General features: G+C 55.4%; 14 protein-coding genes and 1 pseudogene. All 15 read right to left on the bottom strand.

Features of this window, described 5'->3' with window-relative positions; genetic code table 11:
- Positions 1-880: 880 nt before the first annotated feature.
- The 15 genes and pseudogenes from galE to PSOLE_RS18880 all read right to left on the bottom strand — a co-directional run bounded on the left by galE (position 881) and on the right by PSOLE_RS18880 (position 16,428).
- Positions 881-1,903 (bottom strand): UDP-glucose 4-epimerase GalE, encoded by a 1,023-nt coding sequence (gene galE, locus PSOLE_RS18940; RefSeq protein WP_244597237.1) that lies wholly within the window; start codon positions 1,901-1,903, stop codon positions 881-883.
- Between the two features lie 312 nt (positions 1,904-2,215).
- The gene (locus PSOLE_RS18935; protein WP_074857045.1) at positions 2,216-3,625 is read right to left on the bottom strand and encodes a mannose-1-phosphate guanylyltransferase/mannose-6-phosphate isomerase; all 1,410 of its coding nucleotides are present in this window, start codon (positions 3,623-3,625) and stop codon (positions 2,216-2,218) included.
- A gap of 20 nt (positions 3,626-3,645) precedes the next feature.
- Complete coding sequence (locus PSOLE_RS18930; protein ID WP_074857043.1) at positions 3,646-4,116, bottom strand: GDP-mannose mannosyl hydrolase; 471 nt, start codon at positions 4,114-4,116, stop codon at positions 3,646-3,648.
- A 16-nt stretch (positions 4,117-4,132) separates the two neighbouring features.
- Entirely contained in the window at positions 4,133-5,395 is a 1,263-nt protein-coding gene (locus PSOLE_RS18925; protein ID WP_074857041.1) for a glycosyltransferase WbuB, read from the bottom strand.
- A gap of 97 nt (positions 5,396-5,492) precedes the next feature.
- Positions 5,493-6,467 carry a GDP-L-fucose synthase gene (fcl, locus tag PSOLE_RS18920; protein ID WP_074857038.1) on the bottom strand — a complete coding sequence of 325 codons (975 nt, stop codon included), beginning with the start codon at positions 6,465-6,467 and terminating at the stop codon, positions 5,493-5,495.
- A gap of 2 nt (positions 6,468-6,469) precedes the next feature.
- Positions 6,470-7,591, bottom strand: a complete 1,122-nt coding sequence (gene gmd, locus PSOLE_RS18915; RefSeq protein ID WP_074857034.1) for a GDP-mannose 4,6-dehydratase — start codon at positions 7,589-7,591, stop codon at positions 6,470-6,472.
- 105 nt (positions 7,592-7,696) lie between these two features.
- Positions 7,697-8,257, bottom strand: coding sequence for a putative colanic acid biosynthesis acetyltransferase (locus tag PSOLE_RS18910; RefSeq protein WP_074857031.1), 561 nt, complete (start codon positions 8,255-8,257; stop codon positions 7,697-7,699).
- Complete coding sequence (locus PSOLE_RS18905; protein WP_083393722.1) at positions 8,241-9,368, bottom strand: glycosyltransferase family 4 protein; 1,128 nt, start codon at positions 9,366-9,368, stop codon at positions 8,241-8,243. The genes PSOLE_RS18910 and PSOLE_RS18905 overlap by 17 nt, the downstream gene beginning before the upstream one ends.
- 27 nt (positions 9,369-9,395) lie before the next feature.
- Positions 9,396-10,469: a glycosyltransferase family 4 protein gene (locus tag PSOLE_RS18900; RefSeq protein WP_074857027.1), complete on the bottom strand. Its 1,074-nt coding sequence runs from the start codon at positions 10,467-10,469 to the stop codon at positions 9,396-9,398.
- The gene (locus PSOLE_RS23915) at positions 10,466-11,731 is read right to left on the bottom strand and encodes an O-antigen polymerase (RefSeq protein WP_139204925.1); all 1,266 of its coding nucleotides are present in this window, start codon (positions 11,729-11,731) and stop codon (positions 10,466-10,468) included. Before PSOLE_RS23915 ends, PSOLE_RS18900 begins: the two co-directional genes overlap by 4 nt.
- A gap of 202 nt (positions 11,732-11,933) precedes the next feature.
- The gene (locus PSOLE_RS23910) at positions 11,934-12,494 is read right to left on the bottom strand and encodes a lipopolysaccharide biosynthesis protein (RefSeq protein WP_169713331.1); all 561 of its coding nucleotides are present in this window, start codon (positions 12,492-12,494) and stop codon (positions 11,934-11,936) included.
- Positions 12,397-12,627, bottom strand: a pseudogene (locus tag PSOLE_RS25225) (glycosyltransferase); the annotation flags it as partial. The pseudogene PSOLE_RS25225 and the gene PSOLE_RS23910, both read right to left, overlap by 98 nt.
- Positions 12,628-12,809: 182 nt before the next feature.
- The gene (locus PSOLE_RS18890; protein WP_158212586.1) at positions 12,810-13,856 is read right to left on the bottom strand and encodes a glycosyltransferase family 4 protein; all 1,047 of its coding nucleotides are present in this window, start codon (positions 13,854-13,856) and stop codon (positions 12,810-12,812) included.
- A gap of 5 nt (positions 13,857-13,861) precedes the next feature.
- Positions 13,862-15,253: an oligosaccharide flippase family protein gene (locus PSOLE_RS18885; protein ID WP_074860328.1), complete on the bottom strand. Its 1,392-nt coding sequence runs from the start codon at positions 15,251-15,253 to the stop codon at positions 13,862-13,864.
- Entirely contained in the window at positions 15,253-16,428 is a 1,176-nt protein-coding gene (locus PSOLE_RS18880) for a glycosyltransferase (RefSeq protein ID WP_139205001.1), read from the bottom strand. The genes PSOLE_RS18885 and PSOLE_RS18880 overlap by 1 nt, the downstream gene beginning before the upstream one ends.
- Positions 16,429-16,436: the final 8 nt, after the last annotated feature.

Genomic DNA, 16,436 nt, shown 5'->3' with positions numbered 1-16,436 from the left:
GTGGGAGCAGCAGACCCTTGTGGAAGCAGCAGACCCTTGTGGGAGCGGCGCCCCCGCCGCGAAAGGCAGGCAAAGCCTGCCCAAAAAGCCAAAAGCATCGCCCCGAGGGCGGGCCTCCCACAAAAGCCAAAGCAAAAGCCAAAGCCAAAGCAAAAGCCTGCCCCGGCCCCGGTGGTACAACCCAAACCCTCTGATAGCAACCCAAACCCTGTGGAAGCAGCACAACCCATGTGGAAGCAGCAGGCCCTTGTGGGAGTAGCAGACCCTCGTGGGAGCAGCAGACCCTTGTGGAAGCAGCAGACCCTTGTGGGAGCGGCGCCCCCGCCGCGAAAGGCAGGCAAAGCCTGCCCAAAAAGCCAAAAGCATCGCCCCGAGGGCGGGCCTCCCACAAAAGCCAAAGCAAAAGCCAAAGCAAAAGCCAAAGCAAAAGCAAAAGCCTGCCCCGACCCCGGTGGTACAGCCCAAACCCTGTGGCAGAAGCACAACCCTGTGGAAGCAGCACAACCCATGAGGTTGCAGCACAACCCATGTGGAAGCAGCAGGCCCTTGTGGGAGTAGCAGACCCTCGTGGGAGCGGCGCCCCCGCCGCGATGGCAGGCACAGCCTGCCCAAAAAGCCCAAAGCATCGCCCCGGGCGCGGGCCTCCCACAAAAGCAAAGCAAAAGCCCAAGCCTGCCCCGGCCCCGGTGGTACAGCCCAAACCCTGTGATAGCAACCCAAACCCTGTGGAAGCAGCACAACCCATGTGGAAGCAGCAGACCCTTGTGGGAGCGGCGCCCCCGCCGCGAAAGGCAGGCAAAGCCTGCCCAAAAACCCAAAGCATCGCCCCGAGGGGTGGGCCTCCCACACGATGACTAGGTGTCATCCACCAATACGGCTTTTATTTCTGGTAGCCATTCGGATTGGAAGACTGCCAACGCCAGGTATCTTGCATCATGGCGGACAGATCCCGCTCGGCGCGCCAGCCCAGCTCACTGGCTGCCTTGGATGGATCTGCCCAGCATTCGGCGATGTCCCCTGCCCGTCGCGGGAAGATTCTGTAGGGCACAGCGTGACCGCAGGCCTGCTCAAACGCAGCAACTACCTGCAACACGCTATAACCCACGCCTGTACCGAGATTCCAGATGCTGACGCCAGTCCTCTCGGCCAGTGCCTGCAGGGCCTTGAGATGCCCGTCGGCCAGATCAAGCACGTGGATATAGTCACGCACGCCAGTGCCGTCCACGGTCGGATAGTCATCACCGAAAACCGGCAATTGTGCGAGCTTGCCAACTGCAACCTGGCTGATATACGGAACTAGATTGTTCGGGATGCCGTTGGGGTCTTCCCCAATCAGGCCGCTCTCATGTGCGCCGACCGGGTTGAAATAGCGCAGCAGGGCGATACGCCAGCGCGGATCGGATTTCGCCAGATCGGCCAAAACCTCTTCGACCATCAGCTTGGAGCGGCCGTAGGGATTGGTCGGCGCGCCAGTGGGGTATTCCTCGCTGATCGGCATCTGCGACGGCTCACCGTAGACGGTGGCTGATGAACTGAACACCAGACGGAACACCCCGGCCGCTGCCATCGCCTGGCACAGGGTCACGCTGCCGGCGACGTTGTTCTCGTAGTAGGCCAGCGGCTCACGCACGCTCTCCCCTACCGCCTTGAGGCCGGCGAAGTGCAGCACCGCGCTGATTCGCTGGGAAGCAAACAGCTCATCGAGCAGGGCACGGTCACGAATATCGCCCTGAACAAACAGCGGCGCCTTGCCGCAAATCTGCTCGACCCGACGTAGAGATGCCGCCGAGCTGTTGCACAGGTTGTCCAATACCACCACCTCGAAGCCGGCTTCGAGCAGGGCCAAGGTGGTGTGTGAACCGATATAGCCGGCGCCGCCGGTTACTATAATCTTGTCAGTCAAAAGTCAGCATCCATTCAAAAAACCAAAAGCTCGCACCGGGGTCGACGCTCCTACATGTGAACCGCGTTCCTACAGGTAAACCGCGTTCCGATAACCACACCGCGATCCCACATTCAAACAGCGGCGTTACATACACACCGCGATCCCCTGTAGGAGCGTCGCCCCCGGCGCGAAGGGCCGGCAGGCCCGCTCTAAAAATCGAAAACAATCGCCAAGACGAACAGCAACAACAAAAGCCCGCGCCGGGGTCGACGCTCCAACATGCGAACCGCGTTCCTGCAGAAACACCGCATCCCTACAAACACACCCCCGTCACGCCCTGCCGTACACATCCTCGAAACGCACAATATCGTCTTCGCCCAGATACGATCCCGACTGGACCTCGATCAGCTCCAACGGGACTACGCCAGGGTTCTCCAGCGCATGCACCTGACCAACCGGGATATAGGTGGACTGGTTCTCGGTCACCAGATAGGTCTTCTCGCCATTGGTGACCTTCGCGGTACCACTCACCACGATCCAGTGCTCGGCGCGGTGATGGTGCATCTGCACCGACAGCTTGGCGCCAGGTTTGACCGTGATGCGCTTGACCTGATAACGCTGGCCGTTATCGATGGAGTCATACACACCCCAGGGACGGTAAACCTCGCGGTGGTTGATGTGTTCCTGACGACCATCAGCCTTGATGGACTCGACGACCTTCTTCACGTCCTGCACGTGATCCTTGTGTGCAACCAGAATCGCGTCCTTGGTTTCCACTACCACCAGGTCTTCGACGCCCACGGTAGCCACAAAACGGTGCTCGGCATGCACGTAGGTATTGCGCGACGCCTGAGCCAGCACATCGCCTTTGAGCACATTGCCCTCGGCATTCTTGCTGCTTACATCCCACAGCGCCGACCAGGAGCCGATATCGCTCCAACCGGCATTCAGCGGCACCATGGCGGCGTCGCTGGTCTTTTCCATCACCGCATAGTCGATGGAGTCGTCCGGGCAGGCGGCAAAGGCTTCGGCATCCACGCGAGTGAAGTGCATATCCTGCTGTCCACCTGCCAGCGCCTTGCGGCAGGCGGCGAGGATTTCCGGCTGGAAGCGCTCCAGCTCTTCGAGATAACGACTGGCGCGGAACAGGAACATGCCGCTATTCCAGAAGTACTCACCACTGGCCAGGTAATTGCGCGCCGTGGCCAGGTCTGGTTTCTCGACAAAACGGCTGACGGCAAAGCCGCCCTCGCCACAGACACCGCCACGCTCGATATAGCCGTAACCGGTTTCAGGATGGGTCGGCACAATACCGAAGGTCACCAACTTACCGGCCTCGGCGAGCGGCAGCGCAGTCAGAATGCTGGCATGGAAGGCCCCGACATCCTGAATCAGGTGATCGGCCGCCAGCACCAGCAGTAACGCATCACCAGCCTCGGCCACCGCCTGCAGCGCCGCCAGGGCAATGGCCGGCGCGGTGTTACGACCAACCGGCTCCAGCAGGATGTTGGCGCCGTCCATACCCATCTGGCGCAACTGCTCGGCAGCCAGGAAGCGATGCTGCTCATTGCAGATCAGCCGTGGCAAACCAACGTCCAAACCCTGCAGACGCTGGATAGTGGCCTGCAGCATGGACAGCTGATCATCAACCAGCGGCAGAAATTGTTTGGGGTTCAGCTGACGGGACAGCGGCCAAAGACGCGAGCCAGTGCCGCCGGCCATGATTACTGGAAAAAGCATGTCTGGGATTCCCTGAAATATCAGCGCATGGCAGCTAGATAGGCCCGCGAGTTGATGTGTACATCCTGGCTGCTTTGCATGTCAGCCTTGCTCCACCACCGATAGTGATCATGCTGCTCTAGCGGTGGCATCAGTGTGGAGTCGGCGGGTAAGCGCAGGTGATAGCCCAACACCACGTAGTGGGTATCAGGCCCCTGGCCTTCGCCAGCGAAAACACTGTCGTTATAGAAATGCTCGTAGACATCAAGTAAACGTCCCATCGCTCGGGGCAAGGCCAGCCCCAGCTCGCACTCGGTAAGACGCAGAAAGGCTACATCCAGCGTTTCGTTTTTCTGGATACGCCCACCCGGCACGAACCAATAGCCTTGAGCCGGACGATTCAGCCGCTGCCCCAGCAAAATCTCCCCGGCAGCATTCTCCACAACCAAATCAATGGACACCAAGGGAGTCGCTGCAATTACTGAGCGGAAAAGGTCATCACTGAGCCACATAAATCAGACGGCTTCCTCACCAGGTTGCTTGGCCCCGACCAGAGGGCGAAGCGCCGGTGGAAACACTGTCATTAATCTCATCCACGAAACGTGACAGGATGCGATCCTTGTCGAGAAACTCTTCGGCATAGCGCGTTGCAACGTCATTGGGCAAAGGCATTGCCAGTGAGCGCTCAATGCCCGCAATCAAGGCCTCGACAGACTCAGGCTCGACCAGCGTTGCAATACCGGGATATTCCCCACACAGCAGGCCCAGACTGGTATCAGGGTCGGCAGTAATCAGCGCATTCCCGCCAACAGCCAGGATATTGGTCAGTTTGGAAGGCAACACGGCATCCGCAGCGCCACGCTTCTGAATCACCAAGTGACAATCCGCAGAAGCCAAGAGGGCTGGTAGATCTTCATAAGGCTGCAGAGGGGCAAATTGCACATTGCTCAGGCCCTTGCTTGCGACCATTTCCAGCAGCCGCTCTTTACCTGCGCCCTCACCAACGATGAGGAACAACAAGTCGCTGCGCTCACGCAGGCAATCGGCCGCCTCGATCACGGACTCCAGCCCCTGCTTGTCACCAATGTTGCCGGAATAAAGCAGTACACGTTTACCTTCAGGAACGCCAAGCCGGCTCAGCAAAGCCTGCGAGCGCGGCACGTCACGAAAGCGTGCGGTTTCCGACCAGTTCGGAAAGAAGCACAGCTGCTCAGCTGCTACACCTTTTTCCTTGGCCCGCTGCAGCATACCGCTGGAGATCGTCGAGACGCGGTCAAAGGCGCGCAGAATCGTACGCTCAGCCGCGTAAGCCAGACGCTTCAGAACACCACCCCGGGCGAGCCCCAGTCCAAACAGGGCATCCACTTCGTAGTCCTGAATATGCAGCACCGAATGAGCGCCACTGAGTTTGGCCAGCAACAGTGCCTGAGGGCTGCAAAACAGTGTCGGCACCACGAGCATGACCACATCAGGCTTCCATCGCAGTTGCGCCATAAGCGCAAACGCAGAACTCAGCGAGAAGCTGGCAAGGTGGATAATTCGTTTAAGCGCAGACGGCCTGGCAGGAACATAGAGCGGACAGCGCGTAACACTTACACCCTCTTCGACCCGACGGTTATAGCGGTATGAGGAATAGCCATCCTTGACCTTCCAGTCCGGGTAGTAAGGCGGCGCAGTCACAACGCGCACCTCATGCCCCTGAGCCGCAAGCCAGCGCGCCATTTCACCGCTGTACTTTCCGATACCCGTCAGCTCAGGGCTGTAGTTGATTCCATAAAGAAGAATTTTCATAAGAGCCGGCCTTCATGCCTGTCCTTGGTAAAGGTTGCGATACAACCCATCGGGCATTACTGCAGAAGCTGGGCCTGCAGCAATGCCGATTGAGCGATCAGGCGCGGGCCTGTTCAACGTTCTCGACGTACCAGGTGTACGCATCGCGCAGCCCGTCTTCCAGGCCGATGCTGGCCTGCCAGCCGAGGGCCTTGAGGCGCGACACATCCATCAGCTTACGCGGCGTGCCGTCCGGCTTGGTCGCATCGAAGGTCAGCCGGCCGCTGAAGCCGGTGACGCGGGCGATGGTTTCCGCCAGCTCGCGGATGGTGCAGTCCACCCCCGTGCCAACGTTGATATGCGAGAGCATCGGTTGGGTATTGTCGCGGTAGAGGGCGTCGTCCAGCTCCATCACGTGCACGCTGGCGGCGGCCATGTCGTCCACATGGAGGAACTCGCGCATCGGCTGGCCGCTGCCCCAGATCACCACTTCTTCATCGCCGCGCTGCACCGCCTCATGGAAGCGGCGCAGCAGCGCCGGTATCACGTGGCTGTTCTCCGGGTGGTAGTTGTCGTGCGGGCCGTAGAGGTTGGTCGGCATCACGCTGCGGTAGTCGCGACCATGCTGGCGATTGTAGCTCTCGCAGAGCTTGATGCCGGCGATCTTGGCGATGGCATAGGGCTCGTTGGTGGGCTCGAGAATGCCGGTCAACAGCGCCTCTTCCTTCATCGGCTGCTCGGCATGCTTGGGATAGATGCACGAGGAGCCGAGGAACAGCAGCTTCTGCACACCGCTCACGTGGGCGGCGTGCGCGATGTTGGCCTCGATCATCAGGTTCTCGTAGATGAAGTCGGCCGGGTAGGTGTTGTTGGCATGGATGCCGCCCACCTTGGCTGCCGCCAGATACACCTGATCGACCTTGTTGGCTTGGAAGTAACCCTGCACCGCCGCCTGGTCGAGCAGGTTCAGCTCGTCGCGGCCGGCGGTGAGGATGTTGGCGTAGCCCAACGCCTTGAGGCGGCGGACGATGGCCGAGCCGACCATGCCGCGATGGCCGGCGACGAAAACGGTCTGGTTCAGATCGCGTGCCACTCTCAGTTCTCCACCGCTACCGGCACATCATGCCCATGCAACTTCAGCAGCGCATGACGCTGGGCAACCTTGAGGTCTTCGCGAACCATCTCGGCGCACATTTCCTGCACGGTGATTTCCGGCACCCAGCCGAGTTTCTGTTTGGCTTTGCTGGGGTCACCCAGCAGGGTTTCCACTTCGGTCGGGCGGAAGTAGCGTGGGTCGACCCGCACGATCACATCGCCTACATTCAAGGCCGGGGCCTTGTCGCCCTCGATATGCGTCACCACGCCGACTTCATCGACGCCCTGCCCTTCGAACTGCAGGGTGATACCCAGTTCAGCCGCCGACCAGCGGACAAAGTCCCTGACCGAGTACTGCACGCCGGTGGCAATCACGAAGTCATCCGCCTGCTCCTGCTGCAGCATCATCCACTGCATGCGCACGTAGTCCTTGGCATGGCCCCAGTCGCGCAGTGCGTCCAGGTTGCCCATGTACAGGCACTGCTCCAGGCCCTGGGCGATGTTGGCCAGGCCGCGGGTGATCTTGCGGGTCACGAAGGTTTCGCCGCGGCGCGGCGACTCGTGATTGAACAGGATGCCGTTGCAGGCATACATGCCGTAGGCCTCGCGGTAGTTCACGGTGATCCAGTAGGCGTACAGCTTGGCCACCGCATAGGGCGAGCGCGGGTAGAAGGGGGTGGTTTCCTTCTGCGGGATTTCCTGCACCAGGCCGTACAGCTCGGAGGTGGAGGCCTGGTAGAAGCGGGTCTTCTTCTCCAGCCCCAGCAGGCGGATGGCTTCGAGGATGCGCAGGGTGCCCATGGCATCCACGTCGGCTGTGTATTCCGGCGACTCGAAGCTGACCGCCACGTGCGATTGCGCGCCGAGGTTGTACACCTCGTCCGGCTGCACCTGTTGGATGATGCGGGTGAGGTTGGACGAGTCGCTCAGGTCGCCGTAATGCAGGATGAAGTTCTGGTTGTCTACGTGCGGATCCTGGTAGATGTGGTCCACGCGCTGGGTGTTGAAGGAGGAGGCGCGGCGCTTGATGCCGTGCACTTCGTAGCCCTTTTCCAGCAGGAATTCTGCGAGGTAGGAGCCGTCCTGGCCGGTGATGCCGGTGATAAGAGCGCGTTTGGTCATGATACTAACCTGCTAATCAGAAAATTTTGATAATGGTGGGACTGTCATTTTTCTTCAGTCGTGTAGGCTTGCTGTACGAGTTCCTGCAATCATGAAAGATGAAGGTTAAAGTTTCTCCGGCTCAAAGATTCGCGGCTTTATCTTGCGCGCTGGTGAACCGATATAAACAAAGTCTGGTTCTGCATTCGAAAAAAGCGAACTGCGTGCCCCGATCAAAGCGTTGCGGCCTATCGTAATCCCAGGCCCCACAAAAACATCGGTCGCTATCCAAGCGCCTTCTGCCACCACAATTGGTTTGGCATAAATGCGGAAGGTCCTACTGGCTGGGTCATGACTGCCGGTGCAGAGATAAGAGCGCTGCGATACCACAGCATGGGCACCAATGGTGATTTCACCTAGCGTATAAAGATCGACATTATCGCCAATCCAGGCGTGATCAGCGACTGACAGTTTCCACGGATAAGTTACCCGTACCGAGGGGCGAATGATTACCCCCTGCCCTATTTTTGCACCGAATGCCCGCAGCAGAAAACGGCGCCAGCCGTACATAAACTGTGGTGATGTAGCAAACAGGCAGGCTTGCACCAGCCACCATAACTGACACCATGCTGCAGACCGACCACGAAAGTCAGGCGGCAATTTAAAACGATCAAGACACTGTGCCACTGTCGCCTCCCATTTTTTTCAGTAAGTCTTCTAATGCGCCACGGCTGCTACCGCGCAGGTAGTCACTGCCGGTTAGCGCTTGATGGCGGTGCTCCGTGCGGACAGTTTCTGTTTGTAGTTCGGAAATAGCCAACAAGGCTTGCTCCACGAAAAGGGAGTCGTCAGCTACTGCCCAGCCACCACAGCGCGTGACCATTGAAGCGATACAGCCGCGAGCATTGGCGACCGTCGGCACGCCCTGTTCAGCAGCTTCATAAATCACCAGTGGTTCAGCTTCGTTGGCATAACGAGTCGGAAACACCAGTACATCCAGCGACTGGAAGAATTGCTGCTTGCTCTCACCGTATACCGCACCCAGATAGGTAAACGGTTCCAGTCCATTAGACATTGCCACAAGCTCGCTACGAATGGACTCGTCGGCACACGGGCCAGCCACAGTCATTTCGAGTTTAACGCCAGCCTCACGACAGCGGCTAAATAGCGCCAAAACATCGCGAACACCTTTTTCTGACGTAATGTTGCTGATGTAACCAACACGCAGATTGGTGATCGCGTCCGCAGAGTCTGGCCTCGCAGAACCGCCCTCAAAAAATGCGGCATTGGAAAGTACATGCACCTGTGTTGGTGAAATTAGTGCCGGATACCGTGCACAAAGCTGATCACCCATTTCACTGCATAACACTACATGCGTGACTGGCAGCGCACTCAGTAAGGAGCAGAACCGTTTAAACAAAGCGCTGCTGGCTGATACATATGCAAAGCTGTGGTGATGCACCACCACCGGAACCCGCAGCCCGCGAATAGCCAGTGCCAGCACGCAGTCAAGCAAAAGGCCCGCCCCCCCAGAAATCCCGATATAAACAGAGTTCGGGGGCTGCCAGGTACGCAGCAATACTTGTGCAAACACTCGCAGAATCAGCAGTGTTCTCTGCAGCTTCCAGATAGGGCCATCAAACCAGCGCGCATGACGGCTGGGTACAGTATTCAGCACCGTTACCGGTACTCCACAGTTCTCTAGATGCTGCACCATTTTCTGGTTGATTGCCGAAGCGCCATGCACGGGAGGCGGCATCATGAGTAAGGCTAATACATCAGCCTGTAGAGTTTTCATACGCTAGCCACTCGAAATTCTGGGATATCAGTCACGCAAAATTCTCACCATTTTTTCACCCATCGATGGCGAGTTAAGGCGTTCATACTCTGAAAAAGCTGCCGTACTCAGCGCTTGGTATTCTGCTATTGGCAAACCCCAGATTTTCTCCAGTGCCGCCGCAATACCCTCGGCTTTTTGCTCCCGTGAGAAGAGCATGCCATTCACACCATCTTGTACATAAGAAGGCTCCGGCCCCATGTGGGCAGGCATGTCGCTGTGTACCAATGGCGGCAGTCTCAGCGCAAAGTAATGCACTACACTCAGTCCGGCATTGCCCGGATAACAGCCCACTCGGCAGTCGCGACTAATTTCAAGAATCCGGGCGTCGTCATAGACAGCACCATGAAATATCACCCAGACTTGATCGAAGCGGGCACGGTAGTCGGCTTCCAGTTCGCCGCTCCCCACGACATGCAGCACGACTTCCGGATGCCGGATACGCAAGCGGGCTACTGCATCAACCAGATGCTCCAGATTGCATTGTTCACGGAGGCGCCCGACAAAGAGTACTCCTTGCTCTGTACTCGTTTTTTGCATGTTGGCTGCATCAACCGAAAAACGGATAGCGTTATCGGCAACCGCCAATTTTTCAGGAGGGCATCCCGCAGCCAGCATGGTTTGACGGGAAAGCTCCGTGTAGCAGACATAACGATGGGAAAGCCTAGCAGCAGTTCTATACAGCCAGGCAATCAGACCGCCGACATGACGCTTTGAATACAGGCCCTGCCCGTGCGAGAACACCTTTACTCCATTACGGCGTGCCCAGAATAGCAGCCACCAATATGTCAGGTCGCGAACATTGGCACAGGCCAGAACAACTTCCGGCTTATCCTGAATAACTGCTTTGCGAACGCCTTGCTGCCAGAGCAGCCTGCCACCCAGTAGATACAGGTGAGGGCAGCGGACTTGCAAGGTTTTATCATTGCGGACGGTGCTAAACCCGCTCTTGTTTGTCGGCACATCACAGAGAATTGTTAGCTTGGCTACTCCCTCTAATTGGGTCACGAGGTCTTGGCGGTAGCTAGTGAGAATGGGCTGAATATAAAAAACCTTACTCATAAGCGCTTCCCTTTTAGAACAAATCTTGTGAAGGCCCATGACATGCTTATAAATAGCACTACGTTTGCGATTATTCCAATTAATGCGCCACGCATGATAATGATCAATACTGAGAATACTGCCGCACAAAATATCACTCCAGCCCAGTCACCGATAGCTTTTGATTGAAGTGAACTTCTATCAATTTCTCGGAGGCCCCACCCGACAAGAAAGGATATAAACAATATTCCAGGCCAACCAAAGTCAACAAAAATTTCCGCTACCAAAGGGGATGAAATATTTGTGAATTGATACCCATTAAACTCCGCTGCCATTTCGCCGGTTGCAATTGGCTTGCCTGGCCAATAATACCTAGGCACAAATATAAATGCTGCCCCAAGAGACTGCCCCCCCCATGAAATACCGTTTTTTTCAACGTAGGAGATTGTGTTTATGGTTGATTGAAAACCATCAAAATCTCCGCTACTTGAATAATATTCAACGATATCGAAGTTAGACATATATCCATCACCTCGCGTAATGGATGAAAGGGCAGGAAATATCGTGGTTACCCCAAGAAGAAATCCAGAAAACACAGCTATTTTTGTCATTTTTCCGCTTGGCATAAATATGTAAAAAGTTGCTAAAACATAAGAAAAAAATATATACCTTGGCAGCGCTAACGGGTAGTTAATAACAAGAAATAATAGCGCTAGTGCCGCGCACGTAGCCCAGAATATTAATCGCCCATAGAGATTTCTTGCGAGGCAAAAAAAGATAATCAGTGTTAAAAATGAAAGTGATCTAGCAAAGCTTACTACGACGACTGCAATAGAGTCGCCACCAAACCCGTCGAAACTAAAATCCCGCCTAGGGACTATAAATGAATCAATTCCGTAAATTATAATCAGGATCACCTGAAGTATCGCTGAAAACAAAACAAATAAACCGAGCAGACGCTTATTGACACCCCACGCTCTTTTTTGTATTTTATTTTTATTTCGCTTTGGTGCGAGAAAAAAGCCTAGCAAGCTAAAAATTGAAAAAAGAAAAACTGCAAGCGCAGCACTATCTTGCAAGTAGTCACTATACCTCATTGAATAAAAAGGAAATATACCAGCTTTAACATGGAATAATGCGGGCGCCATGAAGAAAACAATCCAGTAAACACAGAATCCGATACCGATGAGTCCGTAGCGAGGCTTGATTATAATCACCACGCTTGCGGCAATAAAGATCAGGAGACTTAATAACAATATGATGAAGGAGGCGTTAGATATCATTTTTTTTTGAGTTTCGACTTGGGGTTGTGGATTAATCCAGGAATTGCAGAATTTGATGGCAACATGACTCGACCTGCTCTCGCCACGACAGAGCTCCCTTTGACTCATTGCAGCCTAGCCACACACTAGCGACAGCCTGTATGGACTGCTCGGCAAAGATCGGCCAACCAGAAACACCCACGGTGGGTTAAATAAATTTACCCTATTTTGCCCTACTCCACAGACTTGTTTGGCTACCATATCCAAGTCGCCAGCTTCGAATTATAAATATCGCCGTTAATAGCTCAATAGTTAGCATTACTAATGAGGCCTCTAGCATTGTATTTTCTCCGTAGAACATCCACCAACCGAGAAAAACAAGGATAGAGATGCACATGTAAACCCATGAAATCTGTGCGTGCCGATTGATAGCGAATAAATAAGTTGCAGGGACATACCACAGAACATTTACCATTGCGTGCAGTGCGAGCAATGATAAAAATTTAGCAGATAGTTTAACTTCTCCGGATGACCAGATCTGCAATAACCAAGGCCCCACAATGGCAACCCCCAGCAGCCCTATGACGGCTAGACCCGCCGCGAGCACGGACCCGCGTAAGATCACTTTGACTGCTTGGGTATCATTCCCCTCACCCAATAGTCGTGACACTTCCGGCCGAATAGCATTACTGAACACCATTCCTACCTGCATGATCAGACGCACCATGGTGCGAGCCATGGTAAAGGCCACCACAGTGGAAGGATTCGTCAGATAGTTCATCATCTGCACCCCGCCCCATATCTGAAAACTGGGCCAGCGCCGGAATGTTGCTCGCCACCACAGGGATGCCAGTTGCTAATGCCTCCAACATAGCCAAACCCTGAGACTCCGCACTAGACGGCATCACATACACATCAGCCTGTGCTAGTCAGCCCCAAGGAGATCAAGTAGGACAGTCTCTGATAAATCCCTCCCTCTTGAGCTCCTTTGAAGTCAAAGGCCATCAGCAAGGAGGCTATAATCAGAATCCAGCGAACCCAATTAGGGAGTGATGGTGGGTTTTGCGAGCGAAATCTCGCCCTAACTTCAGTGATCAAATCATGCCTCTATTAGTCGGAGATAATTTTTCGCCGCTTTATCGATATCGAAATCGGATGTATCACGATAAAAGTAAGCCGGCTCCTTGAAGGAAGAAATAATTTTTTGTTCCCAGACTGATATGTTCTCTCTCGGGATGCACTGCACCCCCCCCATATCTGAAAACTGGGCCAGCGCCGGAATATTGCTCGCCACCACAGGGATGCCAGTTGCTAATGCCTCCAACATAGCCAAACCCTGAGACTCCGCACTAGACGGCATCACATACACATCAGCCTGTGCTAGTAGATCGAAAACATCCGAGCGCGGACCGAGGAACTCTACATGCGATTGTATTCTGAGTTTTTCAATCAGTTTCTGTAACTCAAGGTAATATGCTTGATCTTCAATCAGGCCGGCCAGCCACAATCTAGCTTGTGGCTGCTGCTTGATCACTTTGGCCATGGCCTGAATGCTTATATGCTGCCCCTTGAGGGGTAACACACGCCCCACCTGAAGGACGATTCCTCTTTTCTCCGTTCTCCCGCGCCGGCGGGCTGCGGCTACCTGAGCACCGGTGAAATCAAGACCATTGCGGATCACCCGAACCTGTGCTGGAAAGTCCGCACGGTAGTTAGCTGCACCTTCTTCTGAACAGGCAATTGTGTTTCGACTTAACCTATGGAGTAAATGCTCTGCAAGGTGATGTGGACTATTTTTCGGGTAGTTATCGGTCGCATGCAGTACAGGCACGATGCGGCGCTGAAATAGATCAGCTACACGAGCGTACATGGCTGGAATTACCGAGTGTGCAAATACCACGTCTGGATTGAATTCAATCAATAACTTTCGGATGCGCAAAAGGCGTTGCATGTGCGATGGGGTCTGATGTGGGACCTGAATATTGATGTCTGCACGCTGAAGCCTTTCTATTTGCGGAAGGAAGCTTTCCTCAGATGGATTAATGGCTGAGAAGGCTACATCATGCCCCATCTCTTTATGTGCAATGCACAGGTCGCGAACCAGAATCTCCGCCCCGGAAAATCGGGGGGTCAAAACCAGGTGCATAACTCTCATTTCAGTTGCCTCAGCAGCTTGCTAAAACGTGCTGCAAATAATCCCAGCGCTACACCGGAGCACAACCACCACAATGCTGGAACCCACAGGGTAAGCAGCAGGCAGCCGGCCAGAAGAAGCCACAATGCCCATTGTTCTCGCAGAATCTGCCAGACAGTCTCTACATATAAAAGTGTCCCAGCCAGGATCAATAGCATTGCTACCCAGATAGCTACGCTAGAGGCCAGGGCTACGCCGGTTATGCCCTTTCCCCGTAGCAAGTACAGTAGTGCCAATAGCGCTACCAGTTGTAACAGTGCCGCGCCGGTCACGATCCAGGCTTTTCCTTCGGCTTTTACAAACGGGACCAGTACAGCCGTCAGCAGGCCGCCATACATGCCACCAACCAAAACTCCGAATGCCGGGGCTGCAGCTCGCCAGCTTTCACCCAGCAGTACAACAAATAGTGGCTCTGCCAGTGCGTTCAGTGTCAGCACGGCAGCCATGCCGCCAGCAGCCATTAGTGCGAGCAATGCCAGCGTCAGCTCCACCGCGCGTTGGTGATCGCTACGCATCTGTTGCGAAAGCTTGGGAAACAGATACTGCGAAAGCATAATTCCGATATCCGCCACTCCCAGTTGCGCAAAGCGCTGCGCCATCTGGTAGGTGCCCAATCCGCTTACGCCAATAGTTTTTGCCACCATGAACTTGTCGGTCTGGTTGAGCAGGAAGTTCAGGATGCTGTTCATCCAGATCCATTTTCCAAAGGAAGCAAATTCAGATACTTCACGGGACAATGACGGGCGGGGTGGTGGCGCAAATACTCGGTATGAAGCAAGCCAGCGCATGCCCTCTGCCACCGCCATGGCCACGAACACAGCCAATACACTCTGCGTCAGCCAGGCAACCAGAATGCCCAGCACTGCATCGATCAACACAAAGCTGGCATTGAATAGACCAATGCGGCGCATTTGCATGTCTCGCAGTGCAAGCGTAAGCGACAGGTTCACCGAGCCACGCAGGAGCAGGAGCACGCCGACCAGAGCGAAGATCGGGAAGGCTTCCGGTATGGAAAAGAGCTGTGCCGCAGGCCAGGCTAGGAGCGCCAGGCCAATGCCAAGCAGTACGGCGCGCAGCAGCTGCCAGCCCCAGACAGCGCTGAGCTGTGCCTGCGTCAGTGCTTCACGTCGCTGCACCAGCGCCTGCATCAGCCCCAGCTCGCTGAGTGCTTCTGCCACAGCCATTGCCAGCAGGCCTACGCCGATGAGACCAACGCCCTCAGGACCTAGTACGCGTGCGAGTACCAGAAACTTGAGCGCTACCGCAATTCGACCGGCACCGTGCTGTACAAATACCCAGAACGGGCCGGATGGGGAGAACAGGCGTGAGACAAGAGAGTGCATCGGCATCAGGCGATTGCCTGTATCAGCCGGGCTGCAAAGTCGCGGCCGGGGAGCGGGGTCAGTCCTGGCGCCTGGTTGGCAGTTGCCGGCAAGCTGCGCAGAGCGTTGGCGACGGCTTCCTTGTCTGAAACTCGCACGTGCACACCCAGATCGTTGGTGCGGGTGAACCAGCCAATCAGCCCTTCATCACAACCGATTACTGGGCGCTCGAATGCCAGTGCCTGCCACAACACACCGCTGGAGCCAAGATGACCGCGATATCCGAGCCATACAGCGTCGCAGGCGCAGAACAGCAGGCTTTCCTCTTCCTCGGTGATGAAGCGATCAAGTAGTTTGAGACGGCCTTGCTGAATTGCCTGCTGCCAGGCTTCATCAGCCAGCCAATTGCGTATCTCCGGAGCCTGGCGACCGGCCACGACTACCGTCGGTTGCTGCTCCAGCGGCAGTGAGGCTTGTGCCTCAAGAAGTTCTCTCACACCTTTGCGCCAATCGACAGCTCCGTAGAGCAGTACGACCGGACGCTTGGTGTCCAGCTCCAGAGTGCAGCGGGCCTGTTCGCGCGAAACTGCCGGCACATTGATGTCGGCAGGGTCCTGTAGATAAAGGACGCGGCTGTTGGGCTGACGTGCGGTTACGTATTCGGCGAGGCAGGGGTCAATCACGCACAGCTTGTCAACGGCGTTGGAGTTGGCCAGACGAAAGAACAGCAGTTCCTTGATGCGTGTGAGTAGCCCGGGTTTGTTTTCTGAAAGCCCCATCTCATGGCAGTGAAAGGCCGGGCGCATGGCAATAGCTGACCAAGGACACTTTCCGAATGGCCTGGGATTCATTGCCAAGGCATACAGGCAGATATCGGCAAAGGGCAGCAATACATGGTCGATGCTTGTTTGAGTATTTACTTTCCGGAAAATGGCTTGCAGTTTTTTCCAGTAGTAGGTTTCGCGCTGGATCAATTCGAGCAATCCGCAGCCATTTTTGGCACCGCTGAAGTCGTCGAAATGTATGGTCAGGCGATCAGCATGACGGGCTTGGAGATCCACCAGTGTCGCGTTGTCACGGAAGCCATGATCTGTGGTGATAATTGCCTGCCAACCACTTTCACAGGCTGCCGAGGCAATCCAGTCCAGATAGCGAAAGTGGTGCCCGCTCAATTGAGGCTCAATGATGAGAAGCCGCTTCATATAAGTTC

The organism is Pseudomonas oleovorans subsp. oleovorans, from assembly GCF_002197815.1.
Classification (GTDB): domain Bacteria; phylum Pseudomonadota; class Gammaproteobacteria; order Pseudomonadales; family Pseudomonadaceae; genus Aquipseudomonas; species Aquipseudomonas oleovorans.
This window is presented reverse-complemented; position numbering and strand designations above follow the sequence as displayed.